This is a genomic window from Streptomyces crystallinus, from assembly GCF_039521265.1.
In the GTDB taxonomy this organism is placed as follows: domain Bacteria; phylum Actinomycetota; class Actinomycetes; order Streptomycetales; family Streptomycetaceae; genus Streptomyces; species Streptomyces crystallinus.
The window spans coordinates 93622-112354 of record NZ_BAAACA010000014.1 but is presented as its reverse complement, the minus strand read 5'-3'; the positions used below and the strand labels follow the sequence as shown (position 1 = coordinate 112354).

General features: G+C 69.6%; 13 protein-coding genes. 11 read left to right on the top strand and 2 right to left on the bottom strand.

The window, feature by feature from the left end; translation table 11 throughout:
• Positions 1 to 205: 205 nt before the first annotated feature.
• The 9 genes from ABD236_RS11050 to ABD236_RS11010 all read left to right on the top strand — a co-directional run bounded on the left by ABD236_RS11050 (position 206) and on the right by ABD236_RS11010 (position 11074).
• The gene (locus ABD236_RS11050; RefSeq protein ID WP_344073019.1) at positions 206 to 1678 is read left to right on the top strand and encodes a phosphatidylinositol-specific phospholipase C domain-containing protein; all 1473 of its coding nucleotides are present in this window, start codon (positions 206 to 208) and stop codon (positions 1676 to 1678) included.
• A 236-nt stretch (positions 1679 to 1914) separates the two neighbouring features.
• On the top strand, positions 1915 to 2850 hold the full coding sequence (locus tag ABD236_RS11045; RefSeq protein ID WP_344073017.1) for an FAD-dependent oxidoreductase: 936 nt from the start codon (positions 1915 to 1917) through the stop codon (positions 2848 to 2850).
• 69 nt (positions 2851 to 2919) lie between these two features.
• A complete protein-coding gene (locus ABD236_RS11040) occupies positions 2920 to 3633 on the top strand; it encodes a hypothetical protein (protein ID WP_344073015.1) in 714 nt (237 codons plus the stop codon).
• A 56-nt stretch (positions 3634 to 3689) separates the two neighbouring features.
• Positions 3690 to 4199 carry a CinA family protein gene (locus ABD236_RS11035; protein ID WP_344073013.1) on the top strand — a complete coding sequence of 170 codons (510 nt, stop codon included), beginning with the start codon at positions 3690 to 3692 and terminating at the stop codon, positions 4197 to 4199.
• Positions 4200 to 4434: 235 nt separating this feature from the next.
• Complete coding sequence (locus tag ABD236_RS11030; RefSeq protein ID WP_344073010.1) at positions 4435 to 5496, top strand: LacI family DNA-binding transcriptional regulator; 1062 nt, start codon at positions 4435 to 4437, stop codon at positions 5494 to 5496.
• A 124-nt stretch (positions 5497 to 5620) separates the two neighbouring features.
• Positions 5621 to 6955 (top strand): extracellular solute-binding protein, encoded by a 1335-nt coding sequence (locus tag ABD236_RS11025; RefSeq protein ID WP_344073008.1) that lies wholly within the window; start codon positions 5621 to 5623, stop codon positions 6953 to 6955.
• 5 nt (positions 6956 to 6960) lie between these two features.
• Entirely contained in the window at positions 6961 to 7950 is a 990-nt protein-coding gene (locus ABD236_RS11020; RefSeq protein WP_344073005.1) for a carbohydrate ABC transporter permease, read from the top strand.
• Positions 7947 to 8783 (top strand): carbohydrate ABC transporter permease, encoded by an 837-nt coding sequence (locus ABD236_RS11015; RefSeq protein WP_344073002.1) that lies wholly within the window; start codon positions 7947 to 7949, stop codon positions 8781 to 8783. The genes ABD236_RS11020 and ABD236_RS11015 overlap by 4 nt, the downstream gene beginning before the upstream one ends.
• 59 nt (positions 8784 to 8842) lie before the next feature.
• Complete coding sequence (locus ABD236_RS11010; RefSeq protein ID WP_344073000.1) at positions 8843 to 11074, top strand: glycoside hydrolase family 3 N-terminal domain-containing protein; 2232 nt, start codon at positions 8843 to 8845, stop codon at positions 11072 to 11074.
• 47 nt (positions 11075 to 11121) lie between these two features.
• On the opposite strand, the gene ABD236_RS11005 is transcribed toward ABD236_RS11010, so the two are convergent.
• Positions 11122 to 13275 carry a glycoside hydrolase family 9 protein gene (locus ABD236_RS11005; RefSeq protein WP_344072998.1) on the bottom strand — a complete coding sequence of 718 codons (2154 nt, stop codon included), beginning with the start codon at positions 13273 to 13275 and terminating at the stop codon, positions 11122 to 11124.
• A 188-nt stretch (positions 13276 to 13463) separates the two neighbouring features.
• Positions 13464 to 14951, bottom strand: a complete 1488-nt coding sequence (locus tag ABD236_RS11000; protein ID WP_344072996.1) for a non-reducing end alpha-L-arabinofuranosidase family hydrolase — start codon at positions 14949 to 14951, stop codon at positions 13464 to 13466.
• Positions 14952 to 15698: 747 nt separating this feature from the next.
• On the opposite strand from ABD236_RS11000, the gene ABD236_RS10995 reads away from it, so the two are divergent.
• Both ABD236_RS10995 and ABD236_RS10990 read left to right on the top strand, forming a co-directional pair.
• Positions 15699 to 17129 (top strand): endo-1,4-beta-xylanase, encoded by a 1431-nt coding sequence (locus tag ABD236_RS10995; protein ID WP_344072994.1) that lies wholly within the window; start codon positions 15699 to 15701, stop codon positions 17127 to 17129.
• A 31-nt stretch (positions 17130 to 17160) separates the two neighbouring features.
• A complete protein-coding gene (locus ABD236_RS10990) occupies positions 17161 to 18558 on the top strand; it encodes an RICIN domain-containing protein (RefSeq protein WP_344072990.1) in 1398 nt (465 codons plus the stop codon).
• Positions 18559 to 18733: the final 175 nt, after the last annotated feature.

The following is an 18733-nucleotide window of genomic DNA, read 5'->3' as shown; positions in this document are numbered from 1 at the left end:
ATTTCCTGGTCCGCTGCCCTCCCGCGCGGTTGACTCGAGGTGTCCGCCGGAGGCCCGACCGCCCTCCGGCGGGACGGCCTGTCGCCGCTCCGCTCCGCCCGCCCGTGCGTGCGGTCGCCGCGCCGGGCAGTCGCTCCGTACACCTGGCCGCCGGCCGTACCGCGTACGCGGACGCCGGTGCCCGCCTTCCATCAGGGGAATTGACATGAGATCCAGAGGTGCCGTGCCTCGCCCGGCTGCCGCCCGCCGCGTTCGCCTGCTGCTGCGGCGGCTCGCCCTGCCGGTGCTCCCGCTGCTCGTCCTGGCCTCGGTGCTGACGGCTCCCACGGCAGCCACCGCGGCGGACAGCAAGTACGGCAACGCGCGCTACCACCAGTGGTCGTGGGTGACGACCCACAACTCCTTCGCCAACAGCTGGATGCACGCACCGCTGCCGCCCAACCAGTCGCGGAGCATCAAGGAGCAGCTCGACGACGGGGTGCGGGGCCTGATGCTCGACACCTACGACCCCAAGGGCACCGGCCCCGTCGAGCTCTGCCACGGCGGTACCTCCCTGTGCTTTGAAGAGTTCAAGTCCGCGCTGCTGACGATCGTGAACTTCCTGCAGAAGAACCCGCAGGAGGTGGTGACCGTCTTCCTGGAGAACTACGCCAGCCAGGAGACGCTCAGCAAGACGATCACTGACATGCTGGACGCGAAGAAGGCGGGCGGGCTGCTCTTCAACCCGAACAAGTACGGCATCAACAGCAACAACTGGCCGCGCCTGCGGGACATGGTGTCCGACGGTCAGCGCCTGGTGATGTTCCAGGACAGCTGGAGCGACATCAGCGTCGGGTCCGGCACCCTGATGAAGACGTGGACGCACACGGTGGAGACCAAGTACAGCTACGGCCAGGACGCTCCGTCCGGCTGTGAGCCCCGTGGCGAGAGCAAGCAGTTGAACCAGAATCCGATGTCGGGGACGAGCGGCCTCACCCCGCTGTTCACCATGAACCAGTTCAGCTCGGACAACATCGACCCGGAGGGTGCCTCCAAGGTCGTCAACGGCGCCCGGCTCAAGAGCCGCATTGAGAAGGAGTGCAAGGACGCCGCCTGGCGCAACCCCAACTTCGTCGCGGTCAACTACTACCAGAACAGCGACAAGTCGGGCCACACCCCGCTGTCGGTGGTCGCGGACCTCAACCGCGACAACTATGTCTTCGAGCCCGATCCTGCGGTGTGGATCGTGAACGGCAGCAAGCAGTACGTCAGCACCTACGGCAACAACCGCTGTATGGTGCGCGGCGACGAGTTCCCGGACGGGACCGGCGGGCTGGTGACGCAGCGGGCCTGCGCCACGCCCCTTCCCAGTAGCCACCAGTGGTCGGTCACCAAGCCCCCGTACGACAACAAGGGCTTCTTCTGGATCAAGGCGAGCAACGGCAGCTGCCTCACCGTGCCGTACAACAATGGAACGCCTCCCGGTAACGACACCCAGCTGTTCTGGTGGCCCTGTGAGACCAAGTGGTTCTCCGGCAGCCAGCTGTGGAACGTGATGCCGATCAACATCGACACCGCCGGTGACACCCGCGGCTACTACTTCATCAACCAGTGGACCGGCAAGTGCCTGACCCTGGACCGCGGCACGTCGACGGCGAAGGCCGGCAAGGTCACCCAGGCCGCCTGCCCGGCTCGCTGAGCCCTCCCGTCGCAGCGAAGAACGAGCGGTACGCGCCCATGGTGGTGTGTGCCGCTCGTTTCTTCGCTGACCCCGACCGCCGCCCGTACGATCTCGGCAACTCGGCGGGTGACGTCCCTGTCCGTTCGGTCGTTGTCCTCAGGTGGTTGAGGGATGCCGTCGTCACCGCATACGGTCTCGCTCGGAGGCGGGGGCAAGCGCTAGGACCCCCCAAGGACAAAGGAGTACGTACGCGAATGACCAGCATCGCGCCCACCGGCATCGAGCCCATTGATCTGCTGGTGGTGGGCGCGGGGCCGGCGGGTGTGGCTGCCGCGGTGATGGCCGCGAGCGTACGGATGCGTGTCACCCTGGTGGAGGCGGTCGCGGTCGGTTCGAAGGTGGCGGCGATCGGCGCCCTGGAGAACGTGCCGGGCGCCTGGAGCACCGGCCCGCAGCTCGCCGCGGCGTTCGCGGCGGACATCGCGCGGCACCAGGGCGCGGGCCGTCTCACCGTCGTACAGGGCAGGGCGGTGAGCGTCATGGGCCACCATGACCGGGCCGAAGTCGCCCTGGATGACGGCTCGTTGCTCACGGCGGCAGCCGTGGTGGTGGCGACCGGGGTGACGACGCTGACGCTCCAGGACGTGGACTGGATCGAAGGGGCCGAAGGTCTCCCCGCCCCTCCCTTGGAGCGAGCCACCCCCGAGGCGTTCGCGGCCCGAGAGGTGGCGGTGCTGGGCGCTGACCGCCCCCTGGGCACCTGGCTGCGCGCCCACCCGCGCACGGACACCCGGTTGCGCGTCCTCCACCCCGCCCGCGACAGTTACAAGACGGCCGAGGTGGCCGACGACAGCAGGGTCCGCTTCGAGCTGGTCGACCGGGTCGGGATCGCCGCGCGTCCGGGAGGCGGATACGACGTCACCGCGTACGACCCGGGTGGCGCGAGCCGTTCGGCCCGTGCTGATGCCCTGTTCGTCAATCTGGGCAGCAAACCGTCCGCGCTCACCGGTCTGGCCGTCGGCCCGGACGGTTACTGCCCGCCGGAGGGCCAGCACCCGCGCGTCTTGGTGGCCGGCGATCTCAAGGGCGCCCGGATGCAGCGCATCGCGGTGGCGCTGGGCGACGGGTCCCGGGCGGCGCTCATCCCGTACTACCGTTCGCTTGAGGCCGGTTTCCCGCCTCCGCCTTGACACTCCGTTCCGGTGCGGACGGATAATGACGCCTTGCGGAAGAGGAGCCGGGGGCCAAGGGGGGCCGACGTGGACGACCGCACGTCTCAGGGAATTCAGAATCCCCTCACCTTCCTCGGCGCCGCCCTCAGTACCACCGCGTCCGTCATCATTGCGCTGGCCGCCGGAAAGAGCGACGACAATCGCGCGTTTCTGATCTTCACGGCGGTGTTCGTGGCGATTCTCGCACTCGCGTTCCTCGTGATGCTCCTGATGCGACCAAGAAGACAGGGCGGTACGGGCACCTTGTCGAGCCGATCCGAACCGGCTTCCGCCGAGCTCCCGATGACCTACGACGTCTTCATCTCCAGCCCGATGGCGTCCTTCCCCTCCAGCGAGCAGTACGAGGAACACCGCGCCGCGATACGCCAGGTGATGGAAGCCCTCGAACGCCACTGCCAGTTCAAGGTCTACTACGCCGGATTTCACCTCCCCACCTGGAACAGCTTCCAGCGGCCGGACGTCGGCGCCCAGCGCGACGCGGCGGCGCTACGCCAGAGCAAGCGGTTCCTGATGGTGGTACCGCTGCCGCTGGTGTCGAGCGTCTACGTCGACGCGGGCTACGCACTGGCCCTGCACAAGCCCTCCGTGTACTACCACCACGTCGACGTGGAGCTGCCGTTCATGCTCCGCCATGCCTCCCAGTACGGAAACGACTTCCCGCGGTGCAAGGAGTACCGGTACGCACAGATCGAAGAGATAGTCCAGGACATCGAAAGGAACAAGAGTTCGCTCTTCGATTAGCGGGAAAGGCGCGTGTCGCCGTGGACAGCCGTGATGACAGCCATGAGGAGATGCTTGTGTCGCAGGATTCCCAGAAACCCCAGGAGTCCATGGAGGAAAAGGCCGCGCGGCTGGGGGAGTTGCTGCGTACGCGCGGTCTCTCGATCAGCACCGCCGAATCGCTCACCGGTGGAATGCTCGGTGCGGCACTCACCGGCACCCCCGGGGCATCCGACTATTACCTCGGCGGAGCCATCACATACGCCACGGAGGCCAAGGCGCGCATTCTGTCGGTGGACGAACACGTCCTCGCCACCCAGGGCCCGGTGAGCCCGGTGACGGCGGAGCAGATGGCCCACGGCGTACGTCGGCTCTACGCCAGCTCGGTCGCCGTCTCCACCACCGGAGTCGCGGGCCCCACCGGTCAGGGAGGCAAGCCGGTGGGCCTGGTCTACATCGGGGTCTCGGACGCCGACGGCACCCAGAGCCATGAATTCCGCAGCACGGGCACCTCCCGCGACGAGGTCCGTCGGCAGACGGTCGAGCAGGCGCTCGAGATCCTGATCGGGCACTTGGAGAAGGGGTAGGGCCATGCCCGGGAAGTCCGTGCCGCGAGGGGTGTCACCGGCAGGCTGAGCCGGAGGACGGTGGCACGGGGCATCGGCTGACGCGGCATCGTGGGGCCGACGGAGGGCGCTGCACCGGGCTGGCCTTGACGTACCGGGGTCAGCTCAGGACTCGTACGAGCCAACACCATCCGTTGCACTACCGTTTCCGGAAGATACCGGGATACTTTCCGGGCGGACGACTGCGGAGGTGGGGATGGTGGCCGGGGAAGACGTTCAGCGTAAGACGGACATACCGGGCTCTCAGGGGGCGATCAAGGTGACGATCTCCGAGATCGCGCGGGAGGCGGGGGTGTCCGTTCCCACCGTCTCGCGGGTCGTCAACGGGCGCTCGGACGTCTCGCCGGCCACTCGGGCGCGCGTCGAGGACCTGTTGCGCCGGCACGGTTACCAGCGTCGGCCGACCGGGCCCGGGGCGCGGGCGGCCCTGCTCGACCTGGTCTTCAACGACCTCGACAGCCCGTGGGCCGTGGAGATCATCCGGGGTGTCGAGGAGGTCGCGCACGAGGCGGGCATGGGCACGGTAATCTCCGCGATCCATGACCGTGCGGGTGCGGCGCGGCAGTGGATGACCAATCTGCGGGCCCGCGCGTCGGACGGGGTGATCCTGGTGACGTCGGTGCTCGCACCGGGTCTCCACGACGAACTGCGGCGTCTGGGCGTGCCGTTGGTGGTGATCGACCCGGCCGGTTCGCCCGCCTCCCGGGCTCCGACGGTCGGCGCCACCAACTGGGCCGGGGGAATGGCCGCCACCGAGCATCTGCTGGGGCTCGGGCATCGCAGGATCGGGTTCATCGCGGGTCCGGCCCGGCTGCTGTGCTCGCGGGCCCGGCTGGACGGCTATCGGGCCGCGCTCGATGTCGCCGGGGTGGCGGGCGAGGACGAGCTGATCGTGCCCGGCGACTTCTACCACGCGTCCGGATTCGCCGGTGCGGGAATGCTCCTCGACCTTCCCGAACCGCCGACCGCGATCTTCGCGGCGAGCGACCAGATGGCGCTCGGCGCGTTCGAGGCACTGCGTCGACGCGGGCTGCGCGTGCCCGAGGACATGAGCGTCGTCGGGTTCGACGACCTGCCCGAGATGCAGTGGTCCTCACCGCCGCTCACCACGGTCAGCCAGCCGCTGTCCGACATGGGCAAGTTGGCGGCCAGGATGCTGCTCGACCTCGCCCGGGGCGTCGACCCGGCCTCGCCGCGCGTGGAACTGGCGACCGAACTGGTGGTGCGCGCGAGCACCGCGCCGCCGCGCCCCGCATAACGCGGCACCCGTCCCGGGGGTGTCAACGGCCTGTTTCGTCAAGGCCGTTGACACCCCCGATCTGTGCCCGTAACTTCCGTGGCCATCTCCTGATAATTTTCGGGTCGCTTCCGGAAGGTGTGTCATGCCAACCTCCGATCGTGCCGCGGTGTCCGCGTCCGCCGCCGTCTCTCGCGCCTTCTCCCGTCGCCGGTTCCTGGGGACCGCCTCAGCCGTGGGAATGGGCGTGGCCGGGCTGTCCGCCTGCTCGGACTCCGGCCCCGCCGCCACCGACGGCAAGGGCCGGACCGTCGTGGAGTGGTGGCACATCCAGACCACGGAGCCGGCGAAGACCGTCTGGCCGGAGCGTGCCAAGGCGTTCGAGGCCGAGCACCCGACGGTGCGGATCAAGCCCGTCGCGATGGAGAACGACGCATACAAGGCGAAGATGACGGCGCTGACCAGTTCCGGAAAACTGCCGGACATCTTCCATACCTGGGGCGGCGGTGTACTCAAGCAGCAGATCGACGCGGGGCTCGTCGAGGACATCACCCCCTCGCTCCAGCCGTGGGCCGACACCCTGGTGCCGGCCGCGCTCAAGCCGTACCAGTTCGACGCGAAGACGTACGCGGTGCCCTCGGACATCGGCGCCGTCGGCTTCTGGTACAACAAGGCGCTGTTCGCCGAGGCCGGCGTCAAAGCCCCGCCCGCCACCTGGGCGGACTACCTGGACGCGGTGAAGAAGCTGAAGAGCGCCGGGATCACCCCCATCGCCCTCGCGGGCAAGGAGAAGTGGCCCGGCATGTACTACTGGGCCTATCTGGCCATGCGCATCACCGGAGTCGACGGCATGCGGAGGGCCGCCGACGCCAAGGACTTCACCGGCGACGACTTCGTGAAGGCGGGGGAGCACCTCCAGGAGCTCGTCGCGCTCCAGCCGTTCCAGAAGGGCTTCCTCGGGGCGGCGTACAACACACCCACCGGCGAGGCGGCCGCCATGGGCAACGGCAAGGCGGCCATGGAGCTGATGGGCCAGTGGGCGCCCGTCGTGCAGGCCGACGCGGGCAAGGGCATCGGCAAGGACCTCGGGTTCTTCCCGTTCCCGTCGGTCGAGGCGGGCAAGGGCGCAGCCACCGATGTCCTGGGAGGTGGCGGCGGCTATGCGGTACGCAAGGGCGCGCCCAAGGAAGCCATGGACTTCCTGAAGTTCTTCATGACGGCAGCGTCCGACCGCATCCTCGTCTCGAAGGGCGCGATGATGCCCGTCGTCAAGGAGGCCACCAGCGCCCTGACCGACCCCAACCTCACGCTCGTCTCCGACGTCCTCGGCAAGGCGACCGGCTTCCAGCTCTACCTCGACCAGGCCTACCCGCCCGCCGTCGGCCAGGAGATCAACGACTCGGTGGCCGCCCTGGTCGCCGGTTCCAAAACACCCGAGCAGGTGGCCCGTTCGGTCACCCAGGTCGCGAAGAGCCAGTGACGCCGATGGCCGCCACGTACGTGAAGGACTCCACGTCCGCCAGCGCCGCACCGAAGCAGCCGGACACCGGAACCGCCCGGCCCCGGGCCCGGCGGTTCCTCGACTGGCTGAGCGCCTTCTGCTTCACCCTGCCGGCCCTGCTCCTGTTCGCCGCGCTGGTCCTCGCCCCGATCCTCTACGCCCTGTACGTCAGCCTCTTCAACTGGGGCGGATTCGGGGCCCCTTCGGACTACGTAGGCCTCGACAACTACAGCCGTCTGCTGCGCGACCCGGTCTTCCTCGGCGACCTGTGGCGAGGGCTGCTGCTGGTGCTCTTCTCGGTGGGTGTACAGCTGCCGTTCGCCCTCGGCATGGCCGTACTGCTCAACCAGAAACTGCGCGGCCGGGCCCTGTACCGGATGCTGTTCTTCGCCCCCTACGTCCTGTCCGAGGTCATCACCGGCGTCCTGTTCTCCATGATCTTCGCGCCGGACGCCGGGCCCGCCGACAAGGCGCTCGGCTCAGTGGGCCTCGACGGCCTCGGCGGTCTGTGGTTCGCCGACCAGGACCACGTACTGCCGACCCTGTTCCTCGTCATGACGTGGAAGTACTTCGGCTTCCACATGATGCTCTACCTGGCCGGACTGCAAGGCATCCCCGCCGAGCTGCACGAGGCGGCCCGCATCGACGGCGCCGGAGCCTGGCAGCGCTTCCGCCACATCACCCTGCCGCTGCTCGGACCCACCCTCCGCATCAGCGTGTTCCTGTCCGTGATCGGCGCCATCCAGCTCTTCGACCTGGTGTGGGTGGTCACCCAGGGCGGCCCCGACCACACCTCCGAAACCATGGCCGTGACCATGTTCCAGTTCGGCTTCAAGCGCTACCAGATCGGCTACGCCAGCGCGATCAGCATCGCCATGTTCCTCATCAGCCTCGTCTTCGCCCTCCTCTACCAGCGCACTGTGCTGCGCCGCGACACCGAAGGAGCCCTCACCACGATGCGAGCCTCCCGATGAACACAGGCGTACGCAGCAGACTGCGCTCCACGCCGCTGTACGTGACCGTCTGGCTGGTCGGCGTCGTCATGGTCACGCCGCTGCTGTACGCGGTCGTGGCCGGGTTCAAGTCCACCGACCAGCTCTCCCGCAACACCTTCGGCCTGCCCTCGCCGTGGGTGACGTCCAACTACACCGATGTGCTCGCGTCCGGCTCGTTCTGGCGCATGCTCGCCTCCTCCACCCTGATCGCCCTCGGCACGACCCTGCTGACGGTGGGCGCCGCGGCTCTCGCCGCCTTCGCGCTCGCCCGGTTCGCCTTCCGCGGCCGGGAGGCCCTGTTCACCCTCTTCACCGTGGGGCTGATGTTCCCGTTCGCGGTGGCGATCCTGCCGCTGTTCATCCTGCTGCGCACCTTCGGGCTGCTCGACAACCCGTGGGGGGTGATCCTGCCGCAGGCGGCGTTCGGACTGCCGATGACGATCGTGATCCTGCGCGGCTTCTTCCGGGAGATCCCGGGTGAACTGGAGGAGGCCGCCACCCTCGACGGCTGCTCCGCGTTCGGCTTCTTCTGGCGGATCCTGCTGCCCATGGCACGGCCCGCCCTCGGCACCGTGTCGATCCTCGCCGTCGTCGCCAGCTGGAACAACTTCCTGCTCCCGATGCTGGTGTTCAGCGATCAGACCTGGTGGACGATCCCCGTCGGCGTCCAGCAGTTCCAGGGCCAGTACGCCACCGACATCGCCCGTGTCTTCGCCTACCTCGTCCTCGCCATGGTGCCCGCCCTCGCCTTCTACGCGGTCGCGGAACGCCAGCTGATCGGCGGCATCACGACGGGCGCCACCAAGGGCTGAGCCCCCGCGGGCCGCCCCCTCCCCGTACCGCAACATCCTTACCGCACTTGAGGAGTTCCATGGTCGCGCCATGGCAGGACACGACGCTGCCCGCCCCCGTCCGAGCGGCGGACCTGCTCGCCCGGATGACGGACGAGGAGAAGACCGCCCAGCTGACCAGCGTATGGATCGGCGCGGAGCCAGAGGGCAGCGGAGCCCTCGACGTCGCCCCCGGCCAGCACACCTACGCGGCCCGCAGCGCCGCGCTCGACGCGCTCCTTCCCCACGGCCTCGGCCACCTCACCCGGCCCTTCGGTACGGTCCCCACCGACCCGGCCGAGGGCGTGGCCCGGCTCGCCGGACTACAGCGCTCCATCCGCGCGGGCAACCGGTTCGCCCTGCCCGCGCTCGCCCATGAGGAGTGCCTGACCGGCTTCACCGCCTGGCAGGCCACCGTCTTCCCCACGCCGCTGGCCTGGGGCGCCACCTTCGACCCCCAGCTGATCACCGAAATGGCGCAGGCCATCGGCGCGTCGATGCGCGCGGTCGGCGTCCACCAGGGCCTCGCCCCGGTCCTGGACGTCGTACGGGATCCACGCTGGGGCCGTACCGAGGAGTCGATCGGCGAGGACCCGTATCTGGTCGCCACCATCGGCACCGCCTATGTGCGGGGTCTGGAGTCCGCGGGGATCGTCGCCACCCTCAAGCACTTCGCCGGCTACTCCGCCTCGCGCGCCGCCCGCAACCACGCACCCGCCTCGCTCGGACCGCGTGAGCTCGGCGATGTGATCCTGCCGCCGTTCGAGATGGCGGTCCGCGACGGCGGGGCCCGCGCGGTGATGCCCGCCTACAACGACGTCGACGGCCTGCCCGCCCACGCCCACACCGCACTCCTCACCCACCTCCTGCGCGATCAGTGGCAGTTCACCGGCACCGTGGTGTCGGACTACTACGGTGTCTCGCTCCTGGAGGAAGCCCACCGCGTCGCCGACGGGGAGCGTCACGCGGCACAGCTCGCCCTCGCGGCCGGCGTCGACGTGGAACTGCCCGCGGCCCGCTGCTTCAGCCCGGCCGATCCGCCGGCCGGTGACCTGCTGGACCGGGCCGCCCTGCGCGTCCTCACGCAGAAGTGCGAGCTGGGCCTGCTCGACCCCGACTGGGAGCCCGTCACCGGCGCCGCACCCGTGGACCTGAACCCTCCGCACATGCGGGAGCTGGCCCGGAAGGTCGCCGAGGAGTCCGTAGTGCTGCTCGCCAACGACTCCGCTCTGCTGCCGCTGAGCGACACCCGGCGGATCGCGCTGCTCGGCCCGCTCGCCGACGAGCAGACCGCGATGCTGGGGTGCTACACCTTCCCCCGGCACGTGGGTGTGCACCACCCCGACCTGCCCACCGGGGTGGAGGTGGCGACGCTCGCCGAAGCACTGCGCGCCGAGTTCCCCGATGCCGAGTTCGTCGACGATCCGGCGGCGGCCGATGTCTGCCTGGCCGTAGTGGGGGACCGGTCGGGGCTGTTCGGGCGCGGCTCGTCGGGTGAGGGCTGCGACGCCGAGGACCTCCGGCTTCCCTACGGGCAGGGCGCGTTGCTGGACGAGGCGCTGGCCTGCTCCACGCCCGTGATCATCGTCGTCCTCAGCGGCAGGCCCTACGCGCTCGGCCGCTGGGCGGACCGGGCCGCCGCCGTCGTCCAGGCGTTCTTTCCCGGCCAGGAGGGCGGCGGGGCCGTCGCGGGTGTCCTCTCCGGCCGCGTCGACCCTTCCGGGCGCCTGCCGGTGGGGGTGCCGCGCAACCCCGGCGGCCAGCCCGCGCCCTACCTCGCCCCACCGCTCGGCCGGCACGGCTTTCCCAGCACTGTCGACCCCACACCCCTCTACCCGTTCGGGCACGGCCTGTCCTACACGACGTTCGACTGGGGCCAACCACAGTGCGACGCCGCGGAGTTCGCCACGGACGGTGAGACCGTGGTGCGGCTGACCGTCCGCAACACGGGGGCCCGCCCCGGAACCGATGTCGTCCAGCTCTACCTCCACGACCCCCTTGGCACCGTCGCCCGCCCCGAGGTCCGCCTCGTCGGCTACGCCCGCGTCACACTCGACCCGGGCGCGTCCGCCGAGGTCCATGCCACGTTCCCGGCCGACCTCGCCGCGTACACCGGCGCCGACGGCCGCCGCGTCGTGGAACCGGGAGCGCTCGAACTGCGGCTCGCCGCCTCCAGCGAACACGTCCACCACACCGTTCCGCTCACCCTGACCGGACCGGTCCGCGAGGTCGGGTACGGGCGGCGGATGCGGTGCGAGACACGCGTCAAATAGGCCGGGCCCGGGGCGGATCTTCCGCCCCGGGCCCGGCCGGGGGCGGGTCAGGTGCAGGTGTTTCCGTTGAGGGTGAAGGCCGTGGGGGAGGGGTTGGCACCGGTGTGCGTCCCCTGGACTCCGAAGCTCGCGGTCGCCCCGGGGGCGATGGCCCGGTTCCAGCCGGCGTCGCGGGCGAGGACGGCGGTGCCGTTCTGGGTGACGGTCGCGTTCCACGCGCTCGTCACGCGCTGTCCGCCCGGGTACGCCCAGTTCAGCTGCCAGCCGTCCACGGCGGTCGGGCCCGTGTTCTTGACGGTGACCGTCGCGGTGAAGCCGGTGCTCCAGACACTGTCGGCCCGGTACGTCACCGCGCACAGGCCGGTGGGCGGTTCGCCGGTGGTGGTCCGCTCGGCGGCGTAGGCGGCGAGCCAGGCCAGCGGGGCGTTCCAGTTCACCGCCACCTCGTTGGTGGAGTACGAGCCGATGTCGTCGATGTAGCAGGCGGCGGGCGCGCAGCCGGTCAGCTTCTCCTGCGCCACCGGGTCCTGGAGAGCGCTGTCGGGGCCGCCCGCGAGGGCTCCCGCCGGAGGGTTGGGCAGTGAGGCGTCCAGTTGGTGGGCCCAGAAGCGGTGGTGCTGGTTGTGCGAGGCCGTCCTGCCGTAGCCGGATACGTAGGACTGGCCGATGGCGTTGCGGCCGAGCAGGTAGTCCATCGTCTCCAGCGCGCCGGTGCGGTAGCGCCCCTCGCCGGTCAGCTCGGCAGCGGTCGCCAGGACGATCGCGTCGTTGGCCACTTCGCCGTTGGAGCCCCAGAAATAGCCGTCCGCCGGGACGGGCACCGCGTAGCCCTGGGCGGCCATCCGGGACAGATAGCCGTCGGCGGCGGCCGTCACTGAGGTACGGACGCGGTCGCGGTCGGCCGTGGGCAGGCCGTTGGGGACAGTGGCCAGGGTGAGCCTGCCGAGCGCGGCCGTGTCCGCCCAGCCGAACCCGTAGGCGGAGAAGGCGGTCGCGGAGGTGTGCCAGGAGGAGCCGGTGACCGCGTCCCGGTAGCCGCTCTCACCCGTGGTGGCGTAGAGCTCGGCCGCCGCCCAGTAGAACTCGTCGGTGACCTGGGTGTCGCCGTAGGCGCCGCCGCCCGTGCTGTCCGAGTCCGGTGCGTACAGGGCGGGGTTGGCCCGGGCTGCCGTCCAGGCCCGGCGGGCGGCGGACAGGCAGCGGTCGGCGAAGGCGGCGTCGTAGGGCCGGTAGACCCGGGCGCACTGCGCGGCGGCCGCGGCGAGGTTGAGGGTCGCCGCGGTGGACGGGCGGTGCAGCTCGCGTGGTTGGGGATCCTGGTCGGGGCGCAGCGGCATACCGGTCCAGGCCGCGTCATGGATCTTGTGGAACGCCATGCCCGTGTACGGCTTGCCCTCGGGCACCTGCATGCGCATCAGGAAGTCGAGCTCCCAGCGCGCCTCGTCGAGGACGTCGGGCATGCCGTTGCCGCGTTCGGGGACGCGCAGGGTCGAGTCGCCCAGCGCCGATTCGTTGCCCGCGCGCTTGGCACGCTCGAAGGAGTTGACCATCAGCCAGGTGGAAATACCGCCGTTCACCACATACTTGCCGTGGTCGCCCGCGTCGTACCAGCCGCCCCGCACGTCCCGGGTGTAGTCGCACACGGTGGCCTGGCACGGGACGGCGGTGTCGCCCTGGTTGGGTGCGACGCCGAGGTGTGCGGCGGGGCGTGCGTAGGCGGAGCCCACCAGTGAGGCGTCGATGGGAATGCCGCTGCGCTGGTGGTAGAAGAACGCCATCGCGTCGGAGCGCAGGGTGTCGTACAGGTTCGCGCGGATGTCGAAGGGCACACTGGCGCTGCCGTCCACCGCCAGGACGTAGCCCGAGCCGGATCCACGGTACGAGGAGAAGTCGGCCACCTGGACGGACTGCCCGGCCGGGGTGTCCGCGCCGCGTGGCACGGTGGCACCGGAGGCGACCACCGCGCCGGAGGCGTCACGCAACTGCCAGGTGAGGGACTGCGTGGCCGTGGTGACCACGGTGGCGCGTTTGGGGCCGTCGGGCAGGTAGCCGACCTGGTTGGCGCGTACGGCCGTGGTCGCCGCCGTGTGAGGGGCGGCTGTCGCGGTGGGCGCGGCCAGGAAGCCGCCGACGAGGAGGGACGCGGTCACCAGGGCGGCGGCGAGTCGTGTGGGGTGGCGTAACGAAGGGGTGGCGGGCATGAGCGGCTCCTGGGTCGAGGGGGTGAGCAGGACGGGTCGGTCTGGTGAGCAGGGCCGTCCGCCCGGGGAGGCGGAGGCGGTTTGCCCGGCGCCTGAGTGCGGCTGCCGGGTCGTGGTCGCGGGGCGGGCTCGGCTTCTGGCCGAGCCCGCCCCGTCGGCTCCATGGCGGAGCCGGAGGTGGCACGGTGTCAGCGCTGGAGTGTCAGCAGTCCCGGGCGGTAGGGCAGGAGGCCGTAGTCGCCGCCGGAGTTGGGGCTGCGTCCCTGGTAGAGCAACTGCAGGTGGCAGGGGTCTACGGTCATGGTCTGATCGGGGCCGGTGCGAATCAGCTCGCCGTGGCTGATGTCGTTGGTCCAGGTGGCACCGCTGTTGGCCTTGCCGGCGAAGGGGTTGCTCTCCGTCGCGGCCTGGGGCGTCCAGGAGCCGTTGAGGTCGGTGGCCGTGAAGGAGCGGAAGTACCGGCCCTGCGAGCCGATCGCCTCGACGATCATGAGATAGCGGTTCTGGCCCTGGAGCTTGTAGACCTGCGGGGCTTCGAACAGGTTGTTCGTCGTATCGCTCATGACCACTGTCGAGGTCGCCCCGAAACTGCCCGGGAAGTTCCCGATCGGCATACTGGCCCGGTAGATCTTGCCGTTGTCACCGGCGAAGAACAGGTACATGTTCGTCCCGTCACCGATGAGCGTCTGGTCGATGGGCCCGGTGCCGGAGCCGGAGATGCTTCCGGAGAACAGCACCTGTGGAGATGACCAGCCGTTCGGGTTGGCGGGGTCGCTGGAGGTCCGGTAGGAGAAGGCGGTCCCACCCCACTGGTAGGTGAGCACCCAGATGTTCTTCGGCGCGAAGTAGAAGAGCGTGGGTGCGACGGTAGAGGCTGACATCGTGTTCTGGCCGGCCGAGGCCATGTCCGACCAGTTGGTGAACGGGGCGAAGCTCATCGAACCCCACGCCGTCCCCGTGTCGTGCGTCGTCGCGTAGACGAGTTGCCTGCCGTTGTACGGGACGACGGTGAAGTCCTTGAGCGAGACCCACCCCGGCTTGGGCTGCGCCAGCGCGCCCGTCGATGTCCAGCGGTAGGTCGACGGGAGGTCACATGAGCCGGGGTTGGTGCTGCCGACCTTGATGAGCTGCCACTGCTGGTTGGCGCCGCCCCAGTCGTCGTACTGGACGACGTTCGCGTTGTCGGCGGTGGAGGCACCCTGCACTTCGAGGGCCTTGCCGCTGTGGCGCGAAATGAGCCTCACATAGCCGTCCGGGCTGTCGGCCAGCCGCCACTGCTGGTTGGCGCCGTTCAGGTCGGCCCACTGGATGATCGAACCGCCGTTCGCGGTGGACCAGTTGTCGACGTCGAGCACCTTGCCGGAGTGGCGGGACTTGAGGCGGTAGTAGCCGCCGCCGGAGTCGACGAACTGCCACTGCTGCTGGTCCTGGTCGTTTCTGGTCCACTGGGTGATGCGGGCGCCGTCCCCGGTCGCCCTGTTGTAGACATCCAGGGCCTTGCCGCTGTTGCGGTTGACCAGCACATACGAGGCGTTGGTGTCGACGGTCGCCGCCGCGTCGGCGGGCTGGGCACTGTCAGCGGGCTGGGCACCGAGGAAGGCGGTCACCAGCAGCAAGGGTGCGAGGGCGATGAATAAGCGTTTCAGGCGGAGCGGGGACGGACGGCGAAACCACATCAGAGGGCCTCCTTCGGGGGGCGGGGCGAGGTGACTCCGAGGTAGCGCGGAGGGGCCGCGCCGGGGGGCAGGGACACGAGAAGGCGAGGCGGACGCGTACGCCGAAGTGCTGGTGTTCCGGGCGCTCGAGCAGGAGCGCTTGGACGTGGCTCAGAGGAAAGGGCTCCGGCCGTGTGCCGCCCGGCTGGGGGGTGTTGTGACGACTGCCGTCAGGAGGCCGCCACGTCGGCGGGCCCGACGACGTGCGGAGGTACTGACGAGGGGGCCTCCGGAGTGGGCACGTCAGTTCAGTATCGAAAACCTTTCGGAAAACTCTCGGAGTCTTTGACGCCACAAGCTAGGAATGCCGGGCCTCCCGGTCAAGGCCTGTCACAGATCTGTCCACAATCAGCGCCCCTTATGCGCCGACTTCATTGTGGAGAGCGGCAATTGTACGGGCGGCCTGCGAGTCCGGAATGTTTCGGGCAGCGAACGGGAACTTCTTCTGCGGGGGGTCTTGACGATCCACCGTCAATCCCTCAATCATCCCTGTCTGAGACGCGGATGTCTGAGGTGTCGATCGCGGTTCGAGATCTCGAACCGCATGGGCCCTGGGAGATTTGTGCTGCATGACCCGGCGCTGTTCGCCGTCCCCACCGAGGACGCTCCCGTCCACGCGTCCGTGGCCCGGTCCGCCGTTCCTCTTCGGCGCCGGGCTCAGCCGGACCGGCTCAGTCCGTCCGTGATTCCTACCTTGGAGGCACAGTCATGGGCTCGTATGCCCTCCCCCCACCCGACGTCCGCCAAAGGCTCCGCGTTCTGCTGACAGCGCTGGTCATCGGCGCCCTCGGTGCGGTCGGCGCGCTGGTCGCACCGCCGAGAGCACACGCCGCCGAGAGCACGCTCGGCGCCGCGGCGGCGCAGAGCGGCCGCTACTTCGGCACTGCCATCGCCTCGGGCAGGCTGGGCGACTCCGCGTACACGAGCATCGCGGGCCGCGAGTTCAACGTCGTGACGCCCGAGAACGAGATGAAGATCGACGCCACCGAGCCCCAGCGGGGCCAGTTCAACTTCACCGCCGGCGACCGCGTCTACAACTGGGCGGTGCAGAACGGCAAGCGGGTACGCGGCCACACCCTGGCCTGGCACTCCCAGCAGCCCGGCTGGATGCAGAGCCTCGGCGGCGGCACGCTGCGCCAGGCGATGATCGACCACATCAACGGGGTGATGTCCCACTACAAGGGCAAGATCGCCCAGTGGGATGTCGTGAACGAGGCCTTCGCCGACGGCAGTTCGGGTGCTCGGCGCGACTCCAATTTGCAGCGCACCGGCAACGACTGGATCGAGGTCGCCTTCCGTACCGCGCGCGCCGCGGACCCGGCCGCCAAGCTCTGCTACAACGACTACAACGTCGAGAACTGGACCTGGGCCAAGACCCAGGCCATGTACTCCATGGTCCGGGACTTCAAGCAGCGCGGTGTGCCGATCGACTGCGTCGGGTTCCAGTCGCACTTCAACAACGACAGCCCCTACAACAGCAACTTCCGCACCACTTTGCAGAGCTTCGCCGCCCTCGGCGTCGATGTGGCCATCACCGAACTCGACATCCAGGGCGCCTCGGCCACGACCTACGCCAACGTGACCAACGACTGCCTGGCCGTGCCGCGCTGCCTCGGCCTGACCGTCTGGGGTGTGCGCGACACCGACTCCTGGCGATCGGAGCAGACACCGCTGCTGTTCAACGGCAACGGCGGCAAGAAGCCCGCGTACACCGCCGTCCTCGACGCCCTCAACTCCGGCTCCACTACGCCCCCGACGGACGCCGGACAGGTCAAGGGCGTCGCATCGGGCCGCTGCCTGGACGTACCCGGCGCGAGCACCGCCGACGGCACCCAGCTCCAGCTGTGGGACTGCCACAACGGCACCAACCAGCGGTGGACCTCCACCACGGCGGGCGAGCTCAGGGTCTACGGTGACAAATGTCTGGACGCCGCGGGCACCGGCAACGGCGCCAAGGTCCAGATCTACAGCTGCTGGGGTGGCGACAACCAGAAGTGGCGCCTCAACTCCGACGGATCCATCGTCGGCGTCCAGTCCGGCCTCTGCCTCGACGCCGCCGCGAGCGGCACCGCCAACGGCACCCTGATCCAGCTCTACTCCTGCTGGAACAGCGGCAACCAACACTGGACCCGCACCTGAGGGGGCCTGCCACACACGAAGGAGTGGTTCGATGAAGACCTACGGAGTGGCTTCCCCCGCCCCGCCGCCAAGGCATCGCTGGTGGTCCCGGTTGACCGCCGTGGTGGCGGCGGCCCTCGCGACCGGCCTGCTCGTCGCGGCGGTGACGGCACCCGCCGGGGCGGCGACGTCCGGCACGCCAGCCGCCGACACGGCGGCGGTGGACACCCACGCCTGGTACGTCCTGGTCAACCGCAACAGCGGAAAGGCGCTGGACGTCAATGGCGCGTCCACTGCCGACGGCGCGCGGGTCACCCAGTGGACGCGCAACGACGGAGCCAACCAGCAGTGGCAGTTCGTGGACTCCGGCGGCGGCTACTACCGGCTCAAGGCCCGGCATTCGGACAAGGTTCTCGATGTGGCCGGCTCCTCGACCGCCGACGGCGCCGCGATCCAGCAGTGGGCCGACCACAAGGGAGCCAATCAGCAGTTCCGCCTGGCCGACTCCGACGGGGGCCACGTCCGGCTGATCAGCCGCAACAGCAACAAGGCCGTGGAGGTGCAGGGCGCCTCCCGCACCGACGGCGCCAACGTCGTCCAGTACACCGACTGGAGCGGAGCCAACCAGCAATGGCAGATGATCAGGCTGTCGTCCGGTGGCGGCGGCTGCGGCATCGCCCCGGCTCTGGCGAGCGGTACGCACACGATTCAGAGCGGCGGCAAGAGCCGCAGCTTCATCATCAGAGTCCCCGCCAACTACGACAACAGCCACCCCTACCGGCTGATCTTCGCGTTCCACTGGCGGGGCGGAACCGCCGACGAGGTCTCCTCGGGCGGAACGAGCGGCGCCGCCTGGTCCTATTACGGCCAACAGGAGCAGTCGAACAACTCCGCGATCCTCGTCGCCCCCCAGGGCCTCGGCAACGGCTGGGCCAATGCGGGGGGTGAGGACGTCACCTTCGTCGACGACATGATCCGGCGCATCGAGAACGGCCTGTGCGTCAACACGGCACAGCGCTTCGCCACGGGCTTCAGCTGGGGCGGCGGTATGAGCTACGCACTCGCCTGCTCCCGGGCGAACGTCTTCAGGGCCGTCGCGGTCATGTCCGGCGCGGAGATCAGCGGGTGCGGCGGCGGTACCCAGCCCATCGCCTACTTCGGAATCCACGGTGTCAACGACTCCGTCCTGAACATCGGGCAAGGGCGATCCCTGCGCGACCGGTTCGTCAGCAACAACGGCTGCACTCCACAGAGCCCGCGCGAGCCCGCATCGGGAAGCCGGACGCACATCACCACCAGCTTCTCGGGCTGCCGTGCCGGGTATCCGGTCCAGTGGGCGGCGTTCGACGGAGGCCACATCCCCGGTCCGGTCGACGGCTCCGCCAACGAAAGCGGCGTCGCCACCTGGACCAAGGCAGAGATCTGGAGGTTCTTCGCCCAGTTCCGGTGACACGCCCGCGCCATGGGTGACCCCCGCTCCCGTCCGGCGACGTGTACGTACGCTTCGGACTGGGGCGGGGGCTGCCCGGTTGGACGCAGTGGCGGGTGGGGCGGGCCGCGACCCGCCGGTGTCGCGACAGTGCCGCACCAGTTGTCCTCGGTGCGGCACTGCGCGGTTGGTGCGT

What these genes read in the sequence shown, in the direction of transcription:
- ABD236_RS11050 (WP_344073019.1), top strand. Translation starts at nt 206, where the DNA reads ATGAGATCCAGAGGTGCCGTGCCTCGCCCGGCTGCCGCCCGCCGCGTT.
- ABD236_RS11045 (WP_344073017.1), top strand. Translation starts at nt 1,915, where the DNA reads ATGACCAGCATCGCGCCCACCGGCATCGAGCCCATTGATCTGCTGGTG.
- ABD236_RS11030 (WP_344073010.1), top strand. Translation starts at nt 4,435, where the DNA reads ATGGTGGCCGGGGAAGACGTTCAGCGTAAGACGGACATACCGGGCTCT.
- ABD236_RS11025 (WP_344073008.1), top strand. Translation starts at nt 5,621, where the DNA reads ATGCCAACCTCCGATCGTGCCGCGGTGTCCGCGTCCGCCGCCGTCTCT.
- ABD236_RS11020 (WP_344073005.1), top strand. Translation starts at nt 6,961, where the DNA reads ATGGCCGCCACGTACGTGAAGGACTCCACGTCCGCCAGCGCCGCACCG.
- ABD236_RS11015 (WP_344073002.1), top strand. Translation starts at nt 7,947, where the DNA reads ATGAACACAGGCGTACGCAGCAGACTGCGCTCCACGCCGCTGTACGTG.
- ABD236_RS11010 (WP_344073000.1), top strand. Translation starts at nt 8,843, where the DNA reads ATGGTCGCGCCATGGCAGGACACGACGCTGCCCGCCCCCGTCCGAGCG.
- ABD236_RS11005 (WP_344072998.1), bottom strand. Translation starts at nt 13,275, where the DNA reads ATGCCCGCCACCCCTTCGTTACGCCACCCCACACGACTCGCCGCCGCC.
- ABD236_RS11000 (WP_344072996.1), bottom strand. Translation starts at nt 14,951, where the DNA reads ATGTGGTTTCGCCGTCCGTCCCCGCTCCGCCTGAAACGCTTATTCATC.
- ABD236_RS10995 (WP_344072994.1), top strand. Translation starts at nt 15,699, where the DNA reads ATGGGCTCGTATGCCCTCCCCCCACCCGACGTCCGCCAAAGGCTCCGC.
- ABD236_RS10990 (WP_344072990.1), top strand. Translation starts at nt 17,161, where the DNA reads ATGAAGACCTACGGAGTGGCTTCCCCCGCCCCGCCGCCAAGGCATCGC.